General features: G+C 39.4%; 16 protein-coding genes. 6 read left to right on the top strand and 10 right to left on the bottom strand.

Annotated features, from left to right (window positions below; genetic code table 11):
* Positions 1-18 precede the first annotated feature (18 nt).
* The 6 genes from proC to rsmE all read right to left on the bottom strand — a co-directional run bounded on the left by proC (position 19) and on the right by rsmE (position 4,538).
* On the bottom strand, positions 19-840 hold the full coding sequence (proC, locus tag FVA72_RS04625; RefSeq protein WP_004264693.1) for a pyrroline-5-carboxylate reductase: 822 nt from the start codon (positions 838-840) through the stop codon (positions 19-21).
* A 13-nt stretch (positions 841-853) separates the two neighbouring features.
* On the bottom strand, positions 854-1,546 hold the full coding sequence (locus FVA72_RS04630; protein WP_110592324.1) for a YggS family pyridoxal phosphate-dependent enzyme: 693 nt from the start codon (positions 1,544-1,546) through the stop codon (positions 854-856).
* Positions 1,547-1,693: 147 nt separating this feature from the next.
* Positions 1,694-2,113 carry a Holliday junction resolvase RuvX gene (ruvX, locus tag FVA72_RS04635; RefSeq protein WP_004264697.1) on the bottom strand — a complete coding sequence of 140 codons (420 nt, stop codon included), beginning with the start codon at positions 2,111-2,113 and terminating at the stop codon, positions 1,694-1,696.
* A complete protein-coding gene (locus FVA72_RS04640; protein ID WP_094962048.1) occupies positions 2,113-2,676 on the bottom strand; it encodes a YqgE/AlgH family protein in 564 nt (187 codons plus the stop codon). The genes ruvX and FVA72_RS04640 overlap by 1 nt, the downstream gene beginning before the upstream one ends.
* A gap of 173 nt (positions 2,677-2,849) precedes the next feature.
* A complete protein-coding gene (gene gshB / locus FVA72_RS04645) occupies positions 2,850-3,797 on the bottom strand; it encodes a glutathione synthase (RefSeq protein WP_004264707.1) in 948 nt (315 codons plus the stop codon).
* Between the two features lie 9 nt (positions 3,798-3,806).
* Positions 3,807-4,538 (bottom strand): 16S rRNA (uracil(1498)-N(3))-methyltransferase, encoded by a 732-nt coding sequence (gene rsmE, locus FVA72_RS04650; protein WP_110592323.1) that lies wholly within the window; start codon positions 4,536-4,538, stop codon positions 3,807-3,809.
* A gap of 278 nt (positions 4,539-4,816) precedes the next feature.
* On the opposite strand from rsmE, the gene FVA72_RS21960 reads away from it, so the two are divergent.
* Positions 4,817-5,626, top strand: coding sequence for a prepilin peptidase (locus FVA72_RS21960; protein ID WP_110592322.1), 810 nt, complete (start codon positions 4,817-4,819; stop codon positions 5,624-5,626).
* 61 nt (positions 5,627-5,687) lie between these two features.
* Here the strand turns inward: FVA72_RS21960 and FVA72_RS04660 are convergent, their stop codons facing one another.
* A complete protein-coding gene (locus tag FVA72_RS04660) occupies positions 5,688-6,332 on the bottom strand; it encodes a DsbA family protein (protein WP_110592321.1) in 645 nt (214 codons plus the stop codon).
* 175 nt (positions 6,333-6,507) lie between these two features.
* Entirely contained in the window at positions 6,508-7,380 is an 873-nt protein-coding gene (locus FVA72_RS04665; RefSeq protein ID WP_094962046.1) for an MBL fold metallo-hydrolase, read from the bottom strand.
* A gap of 130 nt (positions 7,381-7,510) precedes the next feature.
* On the opposite strand from FVA72_RS04665, the gene FVA72_RS04670 reads away from it, so the two are divergent.
* Entirely contained in the window at positions 7,511-8,431 is a 921-nt protein-coding gene (locus FVA72_RS04670; RefSeq protein WP_110592320.1) for a LysR family transcriptional regulator, read from the top strand.
* Here the strand turns inward: FVA72_RS04670 and FVA72_RS04675 are convergent.
* Positions 8,405-9,340, bottom strand: a complete 936-nt coding sequence (locus FVA72_RS04675; RefSeq protein ID WP_094962044.1) for a LysR family transcriptional regulator — start codon at positions 9,338-9,340, stop codon at positions 8,405-8,407. The two genes, FVA72_RS04670 and FVA72_RS04675, sit on opposite strands and share 27 nt — an antisense overlap.
* 126 nt (positions 9,341-9,466) lie before the next feature.
* On the opposite strand from FVA72_RS04675, the gene lysA reads away from it, so the two are divergent.
* From lysA to FVA72_RS04695, 4 genes are all read left to right on the top strand, one after another.
* Positions 9,467-10,726 (top strand): diaminopimelate decarboxylase, encoded by a 1,260-nt coding sequence (lysA, locus tag FVA72_RS04680; protein ID WP_110592319.1) that lies wholly within the window; start codon positions 9,467-9,469, stop codon positions 10,724-10,726.
* Positions 10,727-10,897: 171 nt separating this feature from the next.
* Complete coding sequence (locus FVA72_RS04685) at positions 10,898-11,533, top strand: hypothetical protein (RefSeq protein WP_096864767.1); 636 nt, start codon at positions 10,898-10,900, stop codon at positions 11,531-11,533.
* A gap of 21 nt (positions 11,534-11,554) precedes the next feature.
* Positions 11,555-12,790 (top strand): hypothetical protein, encoded by a 1,236-nt coding sequence (locus FVA72_RS04690; RefSeq protein WP_110592318.1) that lies wholly within the window; start codon positions 11,555-11,557, stop codon positions 12,788-12,790.
* Positions 12,787-13,482 carry a hypothetical protein gene (locus FVA72_RS04695; RefSeq protein ID WP_004264740.1) on the top strand — a complete coding sequence of 232 codons (696 nt, stop codon included), beginning with the start codon at positions 12,787-12,789 and terminating at the stop codon, positions 13,480-13,482. Before FVA72_RS04690 ends, FVA72_RS04695 begins: the two co-directional genes overlap by 4 nt.
* A gap of 89 nt (positions 13,483-13,571) precedes the next feature.
* Here FVA72_RS04695 and fadE read toward each other — a convergent pair whose 3' ends face one another.
* Positions 13,572-16,037: an acyl-CoA dehydrogenase FadE gene (gene fadE / locus FVA72_RS04700; RefSeq protein WP_110592317.1), complete on the bottom strand. Its 2,466-nt coding sequence runs from the start codon at positions 16,035-16,037 to the stop codon at positions 13,572-13,574.
* Positions 16,038-16,311 lie beyond the last annotated feature (274 nt).

Here is a 16,311-nt window from a genome sequence, read left to right on the forward strand (position 1 = left end):
GTGAGTTCCGCGATTAATTTAAAAAAGTTTTTCCATTTCTTCAGCTCTGTTTATTGCGCTTTGCATTGCATCGGCAACAATCTGCGGAAGATTTCCATTATAAAATTGCTCTAAAGCCATCGCGGTGGTACCGCCTTTAGAGGTGACTTGTTCACGTAGAGTCGAAAAAGCCGTGTCATTTTGTGACTTAGCAAGTTCTACAGCCCCCTCAATCGCATGAAGAACGAGCTCTCTAGCTTGTTGTTTATCATAACCGAGTTGCTCTGCTTTTTGCTGCATTGATTCCATAAATAGAAAGAAATAGGCAGGAGAGCTACCAGTAATAGCAATAATGTTATTGATTTCTTGTTCTTGTTGGCACCAAATCGTTGAGCCGACACTTTGCATCAGTTCTTGTGCAAATTGTTTGTCTTGCTCTGAAACTTTCCCTTGAGCAAATAGCCCACTAACGCCTTTCCCTACCAATGATGGCGTGTTTGGCATGATGCGTACTAAATTCAGCGAATGAGCGAAATAGTCGTTATAACGTTCTGCTGGGATCCCAGCCGCAATGGTTAGGACTAATTTTTGCTCAAAATCAGCCGCATTTTGTAGTGGTTCACATACTTCTTTCATCATTTGCGGCTTAACGGCAAGGACAATCACATCCGCAGCTTTGACAGCGGCTAAGTTATCATGACTGCTGATAATGCCATATTGTTCAGCCAGTTTATCTCGACGCACAGGTGTCGGAGAACACACCGTGATCATCGATGCAGGGTAACCATGGTTAACCAGCCCAGCAATGATGGCGTGAGCCATATTTCCGGCGCCGATGAAGGCAATTTTACGATGTTGCATTCTGTTCTCCTATTTATTGGTGATATTGGCGAGCGCCAAAAATAGCGGTTCCTATGCGAACAAGTGTTGAACCGCAATGGATTGCTGCACGCATATCGTCAGTCATCCCCATTGAAAGAGTGTCAACCGTGGGATAAGTGGTTTTTAATTGCTCAAATGCCTCATTCATTTGATGAAACACCGCACACTGGCGTTCATAATCCGTTTCAGGTGCAGGGATCGTCATCAGGCCGCGTAACACTAGGTTTGGCATAGTAGCGACCTGTGCAGCAAGTTCTGCGACTTCTGCTAGTGTTATACCCGATTTACTGTTTTCATCGCTGATATTAATTTGGATTAGCACATTGAGAGGGGCTTTTTCACTAGGACGTTGGTCATTTAAGCGCTGAGCAATTTTCGCTCTGTCTAAGGTATGAAACCAGTCAAAATGTTCAGCGACAAGGCGGCTTTTATTTGACTGTAATGGGCCAATAAAATGCCAAATAAGGTCATTTCTATGCGAAAAATATTGAATTTTCTCAACACCTTCTTGAACATAATTCTCACCAAATTGGCGCTGACCTGCCTCAATGGCTTCTGAAATAGCTTCACAAGGTTTTGTTTTACTTACCGCGAGTAGCGTAATGTCTTGTGATGAGCGCTGACACTCTGCGGCAGCATGCTCAATACGCGCGGTGACATCAGAGATATTATTTTGAATGGTCATTATTTTATTCAATATGGTTTATTCAATACTATTTTATTCATGTCATACATGAATAGCGGCTGTTGACCATAGTGTAAAGCAAATTACATCAGAACGGCACCATGGCGTGAGATTAAGCTAAAAATAACCACGCAAAATACGCAATAATTACATCTGTTGTTCAAACCAGCTTTCAAGGATCACCACGGCAGAGGCTGAATCAACTTTGCCTTTGCTTAGTGCTCGATAACCGCCTTGTTCAAAAAGGCCTGCTTTTGCTTCAACCGTGGAAAGACGTTCATCATGTAATTCGACTTTAACACCAAAACGGCCATGAATCCGATTTGCAAAATTACGGGCTTGGCTTGTAACAAGTTGCTCGGTACCATCCATATTAAGGGGAAGGCCGACAATAACCAACTGAGGTTGCCATTCTTTAAGTAACTTTTCGATTTGTTGCCAATCAGGACGGCCGTCACTGGCTTTTAGTGAGGTTAGTGGTCGTGCAGTACCTGTAATTTCTTGCCCAACCGCTACACCGATACTTTTGGTTCCAAAATCAAAGGCTAACAATGTTCTTCCAGACATTAAGCATGCCCCGCTTGCATTGAAATTGTATGAATATCAACACCAATTAATTTAGCCGCGGCACTCCAGCGTTCATGAATGGGTGTGTCAAAAATAAGCTGAGGAGAAGCTTCAACGGTTAGCCAGCTATTTTCCATAATTTCACGCTCAAGTTGGCCTGGCTCCCAGCTTGCATAACCTAGCGCCACTAATGAGTTGGTAGGCGAGTGCTCACTTCCTAAAGTCTCTAAGATATCTTTTGACGTCGTCACCATGACGTCATCATTTAAATGCAGGCTAGATAAAAAGCCTTTAATTGGTGTGTGTAAGATAAACCCATGTTCTTCTGCAACAGGGCCTCCCGCAATGACGGGCTTTTTTAAATTACGGTTATCAATTTTATCTGAAATCGTAATTTCGAGTTTTTTGAGCATCGTATCGACAGAAAAGTCATCAATAGGTTTGTTAATCACGATCCCCATCGCCCCTTTTTCATTGTGCTCACACACATAAACGACCGACTGTTCAAAATAAGGGTCTGTTAAGGATGGCATGGCGATAAGAAAATGGTTTTGCAGATTCAAACTTAGACTCCAGCAAATTTAAAAACAATTGATAGAACACAATAAAAGGCAAAACTATAAGGTGGTAAATAAAACTGATGACTTTTACCGTTTGAAAACAATATATCTTGTTAAAACAATATATTGTGTGAAAAAAATAAAAATCATCAGTAAAGATAAACCACTGCTATAAATTATTTATTGAGACGGCGTTCAATGGCATCCATTAACATACCGGTAATGGAGATATCAAATGCGGCTTCAATTTCCCGTGCACACGTTGGGCTGGTCACGTTAATTTCAGTTAAACGGTCACCGATGATATCAAGACCAACAAAAATTAAGCCTTTTTCTTTTAATGTTGGCGCGACAGCACGCGCAATGGCCCAGTCACTTTCACTTAATGGACGCGCTTCCCCACGGCCACCCGCAGCAAGGTTACCTCGGGTTTCGCCTTGAGCTGGAATTCGTGCTAAACAATACGGAACGGGTTCACCATCAACAACTAAGACACGTTTATCACCATCTTTAATTGCTGGCAGGAAGTTTTGTGCCATGCAGTAGCGGGAGCTATGTTCTGTTAGCGTTTCAATAATCACACCCACATTTGGGTCATCTTGTTTGAGGCGGAAAATCGAAGCGCCGCCCATACCATCGAGTGGTTTAAAAATGACATCGCCATGTTTTTGGTGAAATTCTCTCAATTTTTGTGGGCTGCGAGTGACTAATGTGTCCGGTGTTAATTCAGCAAACCAAGCCGTAAACAATTTCTCATTACAGTCGCGTAGGCTTTGCGGCTTATTCACAATTAGGGTGCCGGCTTGTTCCGCTCTTTCTAAAATATAAGTCGCATAGATAAATTCAGTGTCAAAAGGCGGGTCTTTACGCATTAAAATGGCATCAAGTGAGCTTAGGGCGATATCTTGTTCGCCATGAAATTCATACCATTTTTCAGGGTTTTCTTCGACCGTCACGATTTTTGTTTGTGCGCGAGCTTCACCTTGGTGTAAATACAGGTCATTCATTTCCATATAATGGATTTCATAACCACGACGCTGAGCTTCCAACATCATTGCAAAACTGGTGTCTTTCTTGATTTTGATGGATGAAATAGGATCCATCACTATACCGAGCTTGATCATTTTTTCTCCTTACCCCAGATCACCTAAGCGCACTTGCAGTGCTGTGATAGCGGTTAGCGCAGTCGTTTCTGTTCGTAATACTCGAGGCCCTAACAGTATATCGGTAAATTGATAGTTTGCTGTCATGGCAATTTCGTCTGCTGACAAGCCACCTTCAGGGCCAATCAGCAATCGTACTTTTTTTAGTTCAGTGGGTAGCGTATTAATACTTTCTGTTGCCCGTGGGTGTAAATTAACTTTAAACGCACCGTCATTCTCGGCGCACCAGGCTTCAAGGGGTTGCACTGGGCGAATTTCTGGAATTCGGTTGCGGCCGCATTGTTCACAGGCTGCAATTGCAATTTTTTGCCATTGTAGTAATTTTTTCTCGAGTCGTTCGCCATCTAAGCGAATACCGCAACGTTCTGATAATAAAGGTGTTATTGTATTAACCCCGAGTTCGACAGATTTCTGGATGGTAAATTCCATTTTTTCCCCACGAGACATGACTTGCCCTAGGTGTAAATCGAGCGGGGATTCTCTATCTTCAATCTGGCTATTTTCAATGTGTACGAATACGTTTTTTTTAGTTGCTTCAGTAATTTCAGCACTAAAGGTCTGATTGCTGCCATCAAAAAGTTCGAGTTTTTGGCCAGCAGTCATGCGTAGCACCCGGCCGACATGGTTTGCGGCATCATCACCAAGAGAAATTGTAGTATTTATTTGAAGAGGCTCTGGGTGATAAATGCGTGGAATGCGCATAGCTTTTCCTTAGTACAAACTGGGTTAATAAATAATATAACTTTGATGAATATGGGGGTTGAATTGTTAAACTCAAGCGCTACTACCTAGTTTATAACGAAATACTGACCTTTTATAGTATGTCTGTGCCATTAGCGACATCTTAAACTGTGATGAAGTCCACTAGGGGATACTGATATTCGAATAAACCGACTCCACTCAACGGAATTAAAGTGTTGGGGGCATCAGAAATTCACAGTATATTTATTTTTATCTCCATAAAGGAATAAGGAGTTAATATGAGGGAATTAATCTGTATTTTTATATCATCAGCTATATCTATTATTTCACCTTCTGAGCAGTTTATATTATCATGCCAAAATGAAAAATTTACAAATCCGTTTGATTTTGTTTGTATTTTTTCTGTTTTGATTATGTTGTTAATCTCTTTTTTCTCGACTAAAAAGCTGCTTGTTTATTTACCAGTTGTTTTTTTTGATAAATCAAAAATTTTTATTAAAAATACTATTCTACTTCTAATATATGGCTTATTAATTTTTATAATATATTCGACGTCTGATGGTTTATATATGGTTTTATTTTTGACACTATATATTAATTTGATAATTCCATTATTCATCATTGATAATAAAATAGGTTATCTCCCTGATATTCTTACATACCCATTATTATGGTTGGGGCTGTTATATCAAATTCATTTGCCAAATGGGAATGTGGTTTCAGCTATTTACGCGGTGCTGATCAGTTACTTAGTAATGCTTATGGTGGTGACATTGGTTGAAAAACAAACGTCTCAGCCACAAATGGGGAGGGGGGATTTTAAACTCGTTGCCGCTTGTTCTGCCTGGCTTGGGGTTTGGCAGCTTCCTTACTTTTTGGGGACTGCCGCAGGGGTAGGGCTATTACAATATTGGGTAATCTATGGGTTATTGCCTAAAATATATCAAAAGAAGCAACATGCGAATCAGGACTACCCTGAGACATTATCTGGGGAAAAAATAGCTAAAAAAACGAAGACGATCCCATTTGGCCCCGCGCTAATTATTAGTGCTAGCATATGGTTGTATTTATCAATAATTGAATATTAAATTAAAAGACAACCATACGTGCATGCATGAAAGGGGTGAGTAAAAATCGGAGTTGTAGTTGTTAAGACGCTGCTGTTACTAGAGAGTCTAAAAACTGCTGCCATTTACTCGGCTCACCGAGGTAATTTTGTAATGGAACACGCAACCATCTATCCTGTTGTTGTATTAACAGTGTTGGAAAACCGGATGCACCTGACTGCGCTAACAGAGCCTTACTTGTTCCAATGTGGGCCGCAGTTTCATGTTGCTCACACTCACTGTAGTCGGATACATACTGGGTTACATCGAGGCTAATTTCTTTGGCGAGCTCAAGAAGTACCGCGGTATCTTTAATATGGCGTCCTGAAATGTAGTGTGCTTTTTGAATGGCTTTAAGCATCTCAAAGCCTTTGTCTTGCTTGGTTGCCGCTAATATAGCGGTTTGCGGTGGTGTTGAGTCCATAACCAAATTAGGTTCGTGTAGCATTTTTATATAGTCATCGCCAAACACTTGCCCTGTCATTGATGCAATGCGCTTATCGGATTGCAGAATATATTGGCGAAAATTATCATCTAAATGTAGACGAGCGTCACCTGCTAGCATGCCACCACCATGCATTTCAATGTTGATACTTGGGTGTTGCTTGGCAATTTCGACTAAAGGCGCAGCGGCATAGCACCAGCCGCAATAAGGGTCATAAATATAGTGTAGGGTGATGTTACTCATAATCGTTCTCTTTATTTGCTATTTTTAAGTAATTTGAATTAAGTTGTATCATTATCATCAAAAGATTAATACCACTGTCATCTAGTTAAATCAGCCAAATTGTTTTAGGTAAGTCATTCAGTGTGTAGATACGGGACATACCGCGCAACTGGCTGAAATAGTGAATATTACTTAATTACTGAGGCCATTTCATTTCGCCTTTAATGACTTTTGCACTAAGTTCTAAGCTTGATTTATCATCTAATTGTGGATACTTCGCTGCAACTTTTTGGATGAGCTCACCTGAGTTTTTACTTGTTTTATATGCACTTTCAAAGTCCTGTAAATATTTTTGAGTGAAAGAAACCGTCGTTACATCTAATTTAGACGCCCCCGTAAAGTGGCCGGGAACAACGGTTGCTGGGTTCAGCGCTTTGATGTCTTTTAATGTTTGCAGCCAATTTTTGCGTGACTCTTCTGTTTGGGTATCCGCTACCCAAACATGAATATTGTCAGAAACAATAACGCCACCCACAACGGCTTTTAATGATGGAACCCAGAGATAAGTTCTATCTGGTGACACGCCATCAAGGCCTTTAATTTCAAGTTTTTCGCCATCAACGGTGAAGTAGTCTCCTTTAATCACTTCAGGGACGATAACATGGGCAGGGGCTTCATCTTTTAATACACCGCCCCAGTAAGCCAGCTTGCCATCTTTAGTGGCTTTAATGGCTTCAACTGTGTTTGCTGTTGCGATCACTTTAGCCTCTGGGAAGGCGTTTGTTAGGGTATCTAGCCCAAAATAGTAGTCTGGGTCAGAATGGCTAATGTAAATCGTAGTTAATTTTTTATTGAGTTTTTTAATCTTATCAACCAATTGTTGTGCATCATTTTTTTGAAATTGCGCATCAATCAGTACCACTTCACTTGAACCGCTAATTATTTCAGAGGAAACTGGAAATACGCTGTTATTTCCAGGGTTATAAACATCTAGTGTGAGTGTTTCAGCTTGGGCCAGATTTATCGTTGTGGCAAATAGCGCGGTTGCCGCTAATAAGGTCAATTTCATGTTGTATCCTAAAATGAAGTTATACAGAAAAGTTTGTTTTGCATTTCGTGTATACTAAATTGCAATGATGAGATGAAAAACCCCATAATTAGGTGTTGTTTGTTGCATAATTCGGTCAAATGAGAATGGTATGGATAGATTAAAAGCGGCTGAAGTATTTATTACTATCATTGAACAAGGCAGCCTAAGTGGAGCCGCAGAAAAACTGGATATGTCTAGAGCGATGGTGACACGCTATTTGTCAGAAATGGAGCAATGGGCGGGAGTACGTTTATTAAATCGCACCACACGGAAATTAAGTCTAACTTCAGCAGGGGAAGGGGTATATCAACAATCTTTGCAACTTAATGCTATTTCCCAAATGGTGCCTGTGCAGCAAGAGCTTGATGCAAAAGCATTATCTGGTTTAGTGCGTATTAGTTGTTCACAATCAATCGCCCAAAGTGCGCTTTCTGTGGCTATTTCTGAGTTTATGAAGCTCTACCCGAATATGGCTATTGATATGCAAATATCGAATAAATCGGTAAATTTGATAGAAGAACGAATTGATTTGGCAATCCGTATCACGAATCAATTGGAACCGAGTTTAATCGCAAAACCCTTGTCAACTTGCCATTCTGTCATTTGTGCTTCACCTGACTTTTTAAAAGGAAAAAAACAGCCTGAAAAGCCAGAGGATTTAGTTTTGCTTGATTGCTTAACCTACAATTTTTTTGGTCGTAGCTTATGGGTATTTGAAAAAGCAGGCATGCAGCATAGTGTGTTAGTTGATGGGCGCTTAAGTGCTAACGAATCCGTATTTCTCGCTGAAGCAACATTGCAGGGAGCGGGTATCTCTATGCAACCTTATTATTCAGTTGCTAATCATTTGGCTTCGGGTGAGTTAGTTCAGTTATTACCTGAATATACACCAATGCCACTAGGTATTTACGCTGTGTATACTAGCCGCCAAAAAATGCCAACCGCCCTGAGAGTGGTGATTGATTATCTCGCTAATTGGTTTGAAACTTCACCTCATTGGCAGTTATTGATGCAACAGCGCGGAAGTTAGCTGAGTTTTTATTTGATTAAAGTTATCCTCTAAATGTTGAGTAAAAATATTGGTCAATTGTGATGAAGGGCGGTGAATTGGCCTTATTAAACTAACAGTAAAAGGAATCGAAAAACTGAGTGGGCGTAGAGCTAACTTCCCAGCTGATTGTTGATGGAAATCTAATGCAGTTAACGGGTTAACAATAGAAACTCCAATCCCTTTTAGTGCCATAGCGCAAATGGATGATGCCGAATGCGTTTCCATGACCATTTTTCGTTCGACGTGGTGTTCCGCAAAGGTTGAGTCAATCAACTGACGGTAGCTGTCAGTTAATGACAGGCTAATAAAACGTTGGCCTTGAAAATCGCTGGGTGTTAACACTTCTTTTTGGGTTAAAGGGTGGCTCGCCGGTAAGACACACACTTCATTTAAACTTCCTAGTGTTTGTTGTTCAGTTCCTGGTGGCATTTGTAGATGCTCTGTTAAGCCGAAATCGTAACGCTGGGCTGACAACCATTCCTCTAATACAGGGGACTCTTGTGGGATCACCGTGATACTGACATCAGGGTAATTTTCCATAAACGATTGGCAAACCTGAGGTAATAAAGATTGGGCGAAAGCCGGTAGACAGGTTATCGATATTTGCGCATGTTCGAAGCGCCGGATGGTTTCCGCTGAATTTTTAATGCGCTCTAAGCCATAATAGGAGCGTTCAACCTCTTCAAGAAACCGTAAACCTTGTGCAGTAGGTTGTAACCGCCCTTTGACTCTATCGAATAACTTAAACTGCAAAAGGTATTCTAAGCGTGCAAGTTCACGGCTAATAGTGGGTTGCGAAGTGTTCAGCAGCGCAGCGGCTTCCGTCAGGTTGGGGGTGGTCATCACCGCACGGAATATTTCGATGTGCCGCCATGAAATGGCTTGCATAAAAAGTCCTTAAATAAAGTCTATATCAAATATGAATAGACTTTAGCAAAATAGATATTTTTTTTCCCGTATTATTCTTTGAATAATAGCTTTTAATATAATAAAAACTTGCAAACGAGAAAGACAATGACTTCATTCGCAACGACAACAAGCCAATATTTAACCCCTGAGTATTTACGTGTATTACCTGAGCAGTATGGTAGCCCTGTTTGGGTTTATGATAGCGCGGTGATCATTGAGCGTATCAAGCAATTACAAGTTTTTGATACTGTGCGCTTTGCACAAAAAGCGTGCTCGAATATTCATATCCTGCGCTTAATGAAGCAGCAAGGCGTTAAAGTCGATTCCGTTTCCTTAGGGGAAATTGAACGTGCGCTGGTGGCAGGGTTCCAGCCTGGGCGTGAAAACTCAGAAATCGTCTTTACAGCGGATGTGCTCGATAGAACGACATTAGCGAAAGTCACTGAGTTAGATATCCCTGTGAATGCTGGCTCGATTGATATGCTTGAACAAATTGGCGAGCAAAAAGCTGGCCATCCTGTTTGGCTGCGTATCAACCCTGGTTTTGGTCACGGTCATAGCCAAAAAACTAATACTGGCGGCGAAAATAGTAAGCACGGTATTTGGCATGAAGACTTATCTTTAGCGTTAGAAAAAATTCGCCATTACAATTTGTCATTGGTTGGTATTCATATGCATATTGGTTCTGGGGTTGACTATCAACATCTTGCCGATGTGTGTGATTCTATGGTGGCGCTAGTCACAACCGCAGGGGTTGACCTTCATGCCATTTCAGCAGGTGGTGGGTTATCAACCCCTTATCGTGAAGGTGATGAATTAATCGATGTGCAGCATTATTACAGCTTATGGGATAACGCTCGCCAACGTATCGAACAACACTTAGGGCACAAAATTGAACTTGAAATAGAACCTGGCCGATATTTGGTTGCGGAATCAGGCGTATTGTTAGCTGAAGTGCGAGCCGTTAAAGATATGGGTAGCCGCCACTATGTGCTTGTAGACAGTGGTTTTAATGACCTAATGCGCCCAGCGATGTATGGCAGCTATCACCATATTTCAGTATTACCCACGGATGGACGTAACGTTGATGGGGCTCAACTAAAAGACACTATTGTCGCTGGCCCTCTGTGTGAATCAGGAGATGTATTTACCCAGTTAGAGGGCGGTTTAGTGGTAACCCGCGCTTTACCCGAGGTGAAAGTTGGCGATTTTCTGGTTTTTCATGACACTGGCGCTTATGGTGCATCCATGTCATCAAACTACAATAGCCGCCCATTATTACCCGAAGTGATGTTTGTTGATGGTAAACCAACACTAATTCGCCGCCGCCAAACTATAGAGGAATTATTGGCGTTGGAGTTGTAATTTAAATAATTCCTCAAAAAATTAATGGGTCCAGCTATTAAATAAATGGCTGGATTTTTTTGTTTTTAATTAAGGTTAAAACTACTCTTTTAGGTTATTTACAATACTTTTTTATATGTAAAAATAAATTTATTTTCTTCTAATGATTGATTTTATTTAAATGAGAATAATATGAAATTGATGATTTTTATACTTGGCTTAGCCTTTTTAGAGTGTAAAGCTAATGATTTTAAAAGAGATATCATTATGCCATCATATAGGATGTTATCATTTAATTATGATAGTAAGTATTTAATATATGAACCATCTATTAGTGATGAGTACCCACCACCAAGAAATGAAAAAGATTTCTTTTTGTTAGTTGAAAAGGCTGCATCAGGAGATTCAAATAGTAATTTATTATTATTTAAATTATTCCTTAAGGATTCTAATTGCAAGTATTTTGATTTTAAGCCTTCGATACCTAATTTCATATGTAAAAAAGCTGTTAATTACTTAATTGAATCAGTTAATATAAATCCTGATAATAATATGGCGTTATTTGAAATGAGTAAACTTTATCATAAAGGGGTTGTATTGAATGAAAATGTAAATAAAGCAAATCTAATTCTAGATAAGATAATAAAAAAAGGAGGGAGAGATTCTGTATTAGTCTGTGATTACTTAGTTGAAATTACTCTTTTTGATGATGATGGAAATATAAAAAATATTGATAAATCTAGATATTATGCAGATATTGGTGCTAAAAATGGTAGCGAAAAATGTAAAAAATATCTCAATGATATAGATAACTATATGAAAAATTAATAGAGATAAAAGGGGGGATGTATGGATGTTAAAGAATATATACCAGAACATTATTTACAAAGCGTAAATGAAGGTGATAGTCGATTGTTTGAATTAGATGATAATGGTTTCTCTAGCTATGGAGGACCTAGCTTTACTATATTTATTTCTCCGCCAGATAGCCAATATATAGATGTTGTAGGTGATAATACAAATATAGGGGATTCTTCTTTTGGTCATGTATTTATTGGCCTTAAAGGCATAAATCCGGAAAGTAACCAATTTGAAAGCGTATCTATAGGTTTTAGTGCTGGTAATAGTTTTTTGACCAATACGGATAATATTTCATTCGATGATCATAATAAGTATTCAGAAGCATCATCTTTGACAATTGTGGGACAAGGACCTGTGTTTGATAATGATTTAAATAATTTATTTAAGACATATAATTCAATCAAAAATAATTCGGATGGTAATGAAAATTATAACTTGATATCAAATAATTGTATTGACTTCGTGAGTGAGTTTCTTGAGAAGTCTGGTGTCAATGGTATTAAATTAGCAGGAACACCGAAGAAAAACTTAAAGAAAATAAAGGAAATAGCAAAGGACTATAAAACACCTTTAATTATTGACTTAAATAATAATGGAGTGGAAACTTTATCATATGATTTTGGTGTGCTATTTAAATTTAATGGAGAGCTAAAAAAAACCGGATGGGTTTCTCCCAGTGATGCATTATTGGTGATGGATAAAAATAGTGATGGAATTATTAATGATTCTAGTGAGTTATTTGGGGGTGATTATCTGAAAGAAAATGGTTGTTTTGCATTAAATGGCTTTGATGGCTTAATGGATTTTGATAGCAATAATGATGGATTTGTTAGTAATGATGATTTTCACTGGGAATATCTTAAGTTATGGCGAGATAAAAACAGTGATGGTAAAACGCAGTCTGAAGAATTATTAGGTTTGAGTAAGGCCGGTATTTCATCAATAAGCTTAAATTATTCATTTTCTGATTATGTGGATGGAAATAGTAATCAACATAAATTAATATCAGAGGTAACTTGGATTGATGGAAAAAAAACAGATATTGTTGATGTGTGGTTTAAACAAAAAGATATAGCTCATCCTGAAAATCAACTAGCAGAGTTGATTTCATTATTTAATAGTGAGTCATCTATAAGCTTAAATGATGTATTAATGACTACAATGAAAAATACACTACCATTTTTAAAATCAAATAACGATCGCGTATTTAATAGGTTAATATGAAATGGTTATTGGTTGTGCTAGTTTTTATTCTCAGTGGATATGATTCATATTCATACAGTGAAAATTTTTTACAAAGTAGTGACGTGAAACCTCCGTCGTATAGGATGCTTGCTTTTTCTACTAATAATATGAAGCATGAAGAAGAGAAAAATTTTTTTCAGGCCATGACACCAATTGAGACAGCAGAGAAATTTTATCTACTCAAAAATAAAGTAGATGAAGGTGACGCCAAAACCCATTATCTTTTATTTTTATTATATTTTGATGATTCGACCTGTTCTGAAAAAAGTCTAGTCAATTTAAAGCGAATTGCAGATGAAAATTGTTTAATTGGTTTAGAATATTTAAATAAAGCTGTAATGATTGATCCTAATTTCCAGCTGGGTTTATACCGATTAGCTTACTTTAATAATCACGGAGTTGGTGTGGAGATTGATTTGGAGCAGTCAATAAAATATTGGGAGAGGTTGATAGAAACTAAAGGTTATTACCGTCTATTAGCGTTAGAGGCTGCCTCTGAAATCTATTTTTACGAATTTGGAAAAATAGACAAAGCAAAAGAGTATCTAACAATTTGCGCAAATGAAGGTGGGGAGATTTGTCAATTTAAGCTAGGTGACTGGGATAATAAAATTAAATTACGACCTTATATATTAGAGGCTAAACAACGAGCAAACTCCCCGAGTACGTAGAAAATTGATGTATAATTTGCACTAATAAAAAACTCAAGGGGCGAATAACTCCTTGAGTTTTTTTATTACTTAATAAACTTAATAATTAATTAAGCCGCTTTCTTTTTCTTACTAGTTTCTTCATTTGAAGGTTCATCTGGTGACTTTTTTGTCGGAAGTACACCCAAATCATCAAACTCAAACTCATCGACGTTAATCGTCCGTAACCGGCTTGCTTCTGCTTTACGCAAGATATCAGCTTCTTCTTGCGTAATTACGTTTTCAGGAAGTAGTTGGTCAGCAAGCTTATCTAAGCGAGTAAAGCTGAGCTTACGCTCTTTTAAGCGGCAAATACGTTCGAAAATAGGTTCAGCGGCAATGATATCCAGCAAGGCTTGGTTAACTAAGCCATGAGGGTTGTTTTCCGTAGGTGTTAAATACTGCCCACGGCCCAATCTGTCGCGTGTTTCTGATGGCTCCATCAGAATTTGAGCCAGTTTATGGTCTAGTCGGTCTGATGGTGTCGACATCGCACGGCCAGTAGGGAACAGTGTGATGCGCATGATCCCGGCAACCAATTTGTTAGGGAAGTTTTTCAGGAGGTCATCCATCGCTTTTTCTGATTGATATAAACAATCTTCAACCGCCCATTTCACTAATGGTAAGTCTGCTTTCTGGCGACCTTCATCTTCATAACGTTTTAAGGTTGCAGATGCGAGATACAAGTGGCTTAAAATATCCCCTAAACGAGCAGAGATACGTTCACGGCGTTTCAAGCTACCGCCTAACACACCCATGGCAACATCGGATAGCAATGCTAAGTTGGCACTTTGGCGGTTTAGCATTTGATAGTAACGACGTGTTTCATCTTTGGTTGGTGCATGACTTCCACGGCCATTGGTTAAACCAAGCCAGAAGCTACGGAATTGGTTACTAACCACATGTCCAATATGCCCAAATACGGCTTTATCGAATTTATGTAAGTTATTGTCCTGCGCTGCGGCCATTTCTTCTAATACAAAAGGATGGCAACGGATAGCGCCTTGACCGAAGATGATCATACTGCGGGTTAGGATATTTGCCCCTTCAACTGTAATGGCGATAGGTGCGCCTTGATAGGCTCTGGCAACAAAGTTTGAATCCCCAAGACAGATTCCTTTACCACCCGTAATATCCATGGCATCAATAATGGCGCGCTGGCCACGGTGTGTACAGTGGTATTTAACAATAGCGGATAAAACGGCAGGTTTCTCACCTAACATAATTCCAGAGGTGATGAGAGTTGCTGCTGCATCCATTAGATAGGTATTACCCGCGATGCGCGCTAGCGGCTCTTCAATACCTTCCATTTTACCAATGGGTAATTTGAATTGGCGACGAATATAAGAGTAAGCTCCTGTCGCGATAGCGATACTCTTCAAGCTACCTGTTGAGTTCGATGGCAATGTAATGCCACGACCCACTGAAAGGCACTCAACCAACATTCTCCAACCTTGGCCAGCCATTTTTGGCCCACCAATAATGTAATCGATTGGAACAAAAATATCTTTTCCACGTGTAGGACCATTCATAAATGGAATATTTAGTGGGAAGTGGCGGTGACCAATTTCAACACCTGGGGTATTAGTTGGAATTAACGCACAGGTGATACCAAGGTTTTTCTCGCCACCTAAGAGTTTATCAGGGTCTGAAAGTTTGAATGCGAGACCTAGTACAGTGGCAATTGGTGCTAAGGTAATATAGCGTTTGTTCCATGTTAAACGCATTCCTAATACTTGCTCACCTTGCCATTCTCCCATACAAACGACACCTGAATCTGGGATTGCACCAGCATCTGAGCCTGCTTCAGGGCTCGTTAATGCAAAACATGGAATTTCTTCACCCGTCGCTAAGCCCGGTAAATAGCGTTGTTTTTGTTCGTCAGTCCCATAATGCTGTAGTAGTTCGCCAGGGCCTAATGAATTTGGAACACCAACAGTGATAGCAAGAATACCGGATACGCCAGCGAGTTTTTGTAGAACTTGAGACTGTGCATAAGCAGAAAACTCAAGGCCACCATATTCTTTTTTGATGATCATAGCGAAGAAACGGTGATCACGTAGGTATTGCCACACTTCAGGAGGAAGATCCGCAAGTTCATGGCTAACTTCGAAGTCATTGACCATACCACAAACAGTTTCAACGGGCCCATCCATAAAAGCTTGTTCTTCTGCGGTTAATTGTGGTTTTGGGTAGTTATGCAGTTTATTCCAATCTGGAGCACCACGGAAAAGGTCACCTTCCCACCACGTTGTTCCAGCGTCAATGGCTTCTTTTTCTGTACTTGACATTGGCGGCATGACTTTTTGGAACATTTTCATCGCGCGGATAGAGAAAAGCGATTGACGTACGGGAGTGAAGACAAAAGGAAATAAAACCAAGGCAACTGGCAGTAACATCCAGTAGCTCCAAATATTGATGACCCCCATAACCGCGGTATAGGCCAATAATAATATTGAGCTAAAAACTAAAGAGGTTTTGTGGTAACAAAGTACGCCGATTAAGGCGAGAAATAACACAATGCTGAGAAGGATCATAGTTAAGCTCCTGTCCACTTGTAAGAGGTCTGACCTGTTTGTTACTTTAATCTATACCTATTAATAAAGGATTAGCAATGTATTTACATCTTAATTACAACTTAGCTCACAAAAACGTCATATAAAGGAAATTATCGTAGTAATTAGTCTTATTTGTTTTATGAAAAGTCAGGTTATTGGTTATGAGATACGGTGAATTTTGTCGATAGGATCATGACAGCACAATCAAAAGTAGAAACAAAATTATCCCTGTGCAACAATCTGACTATTAAAG

The organism is Providencia sp. PROV061, from assembly GCF_011045655.1.
GTDB lineage: Bacteria > Pseudomonadota > Gammaproteobacteria > Enterobacterales > Enterobacteriaceae > Providencia > Providencia hangzhouensis.

Excerpts from the sequence above, each read along its gene's own strand:
- FVA72_RS04695 (WP_004264740.1), top strand. The coding sequence starts at position 12,787 with ATGAAATGGTTATTGGTTGTGCTAGTTTTTATTCTCAGTGGATATGAT.
- FVA72_RS04670 (WP_110592320.1), top strand. The coding sequence starts at position 7,511 with ATGGATAGATTAAAAGCGGCTGAAGTATTTATTACTATCATTGAACAA.
- ruvX (WP_004264697.1), bottom strand. The coding sequence starts at position 2,113 with ATGTCTGGAAGAACATTGTTAGCCTTTGATTTTGGAACCAAAAGTATC.
- FVA72_RS04630 (WP_110592324.1), bottom strand. The coding sequence starts at position 1,546 with ATGACCATTCAAAATAATATCTCTGATGTCACCGCGCGTATTGAGCAT.
- FVA72_RS04675 (WP_094962044.1), bottom strand. The coding sequence starts at position 9,340 with ATGCAAGCCATTTCATGGCGGCACATCGAAATATTCCGTGCGGTGATG.
- FVA72_RS04690 (WP_110592318.1), top strand. The coding sequence starts at position 11,555 with ATGGATGTTAAAGAATATATACCAGAACATTATTTACAAAGCGTAAAT.
- rsmE (WP_110592323.1), bottom strand. The coding sequence starts at position 4,538 with ATGCGCATTCCACGCATTTATCACCCAGAGCCTCTTCAAATAAATACT.
- fadE (WP_110592317.1), bottom strand. The coding sequence starts at position 16,037 with ATGATCCTTCTCAGCATTGTGTTATTTCTCGCCTTAATCGGCGTACTT.
- lysA (WP_110592319.1), top strand. The coding sequence starts at position 9,467 with ATGACTTCATTCGCAACGACAACAAGCCAATATTTAACCCCTGAGTAT.
- FVA72_RS21960 (WP_110592322.1), top strand. The coding sequence starts at position 4,817 with ATGAGGGAATTAATCTGTATTTTTATATCATCAGCTATATCTATTATT.
- FVA72_RS04685 (WP_096864767.1), top strand. The coding sequence starts at position 10,898 with ATGAAATTGATGATTTTTATACTTGGCTTAGCCTTTTTAGAGTGTAAA.
- FVA72_RS04660 (WP_110592321.1), bottom strand. The coding sequence starts at position 6,332 with ATGAGTAACATCACCCTACACTATATTTATGACCCTTATTGCGGCTGG.
- proC (WP_004264693.1), bottom strand. The coding sequence starts at position 840 with ATGCAACATCGTAAAATTGCCTTCATCGGCGCCGGAAATATGGCTCAC.
- FVA72_RS04665 (WP_094962046.1), bottom strand. The coding sequence starts at position 7,380 with ATGAAATTGACCTTATTAGCGGCAACCGCGCTATTTGCCACAACGATA.
- gshB (WP_004264707.1), bottom strand. The coding sequence starts at position 3,797 with ATGATCAAGCTCGGTATAGTGATGGATCCTATTTCATCCATCAAAATC.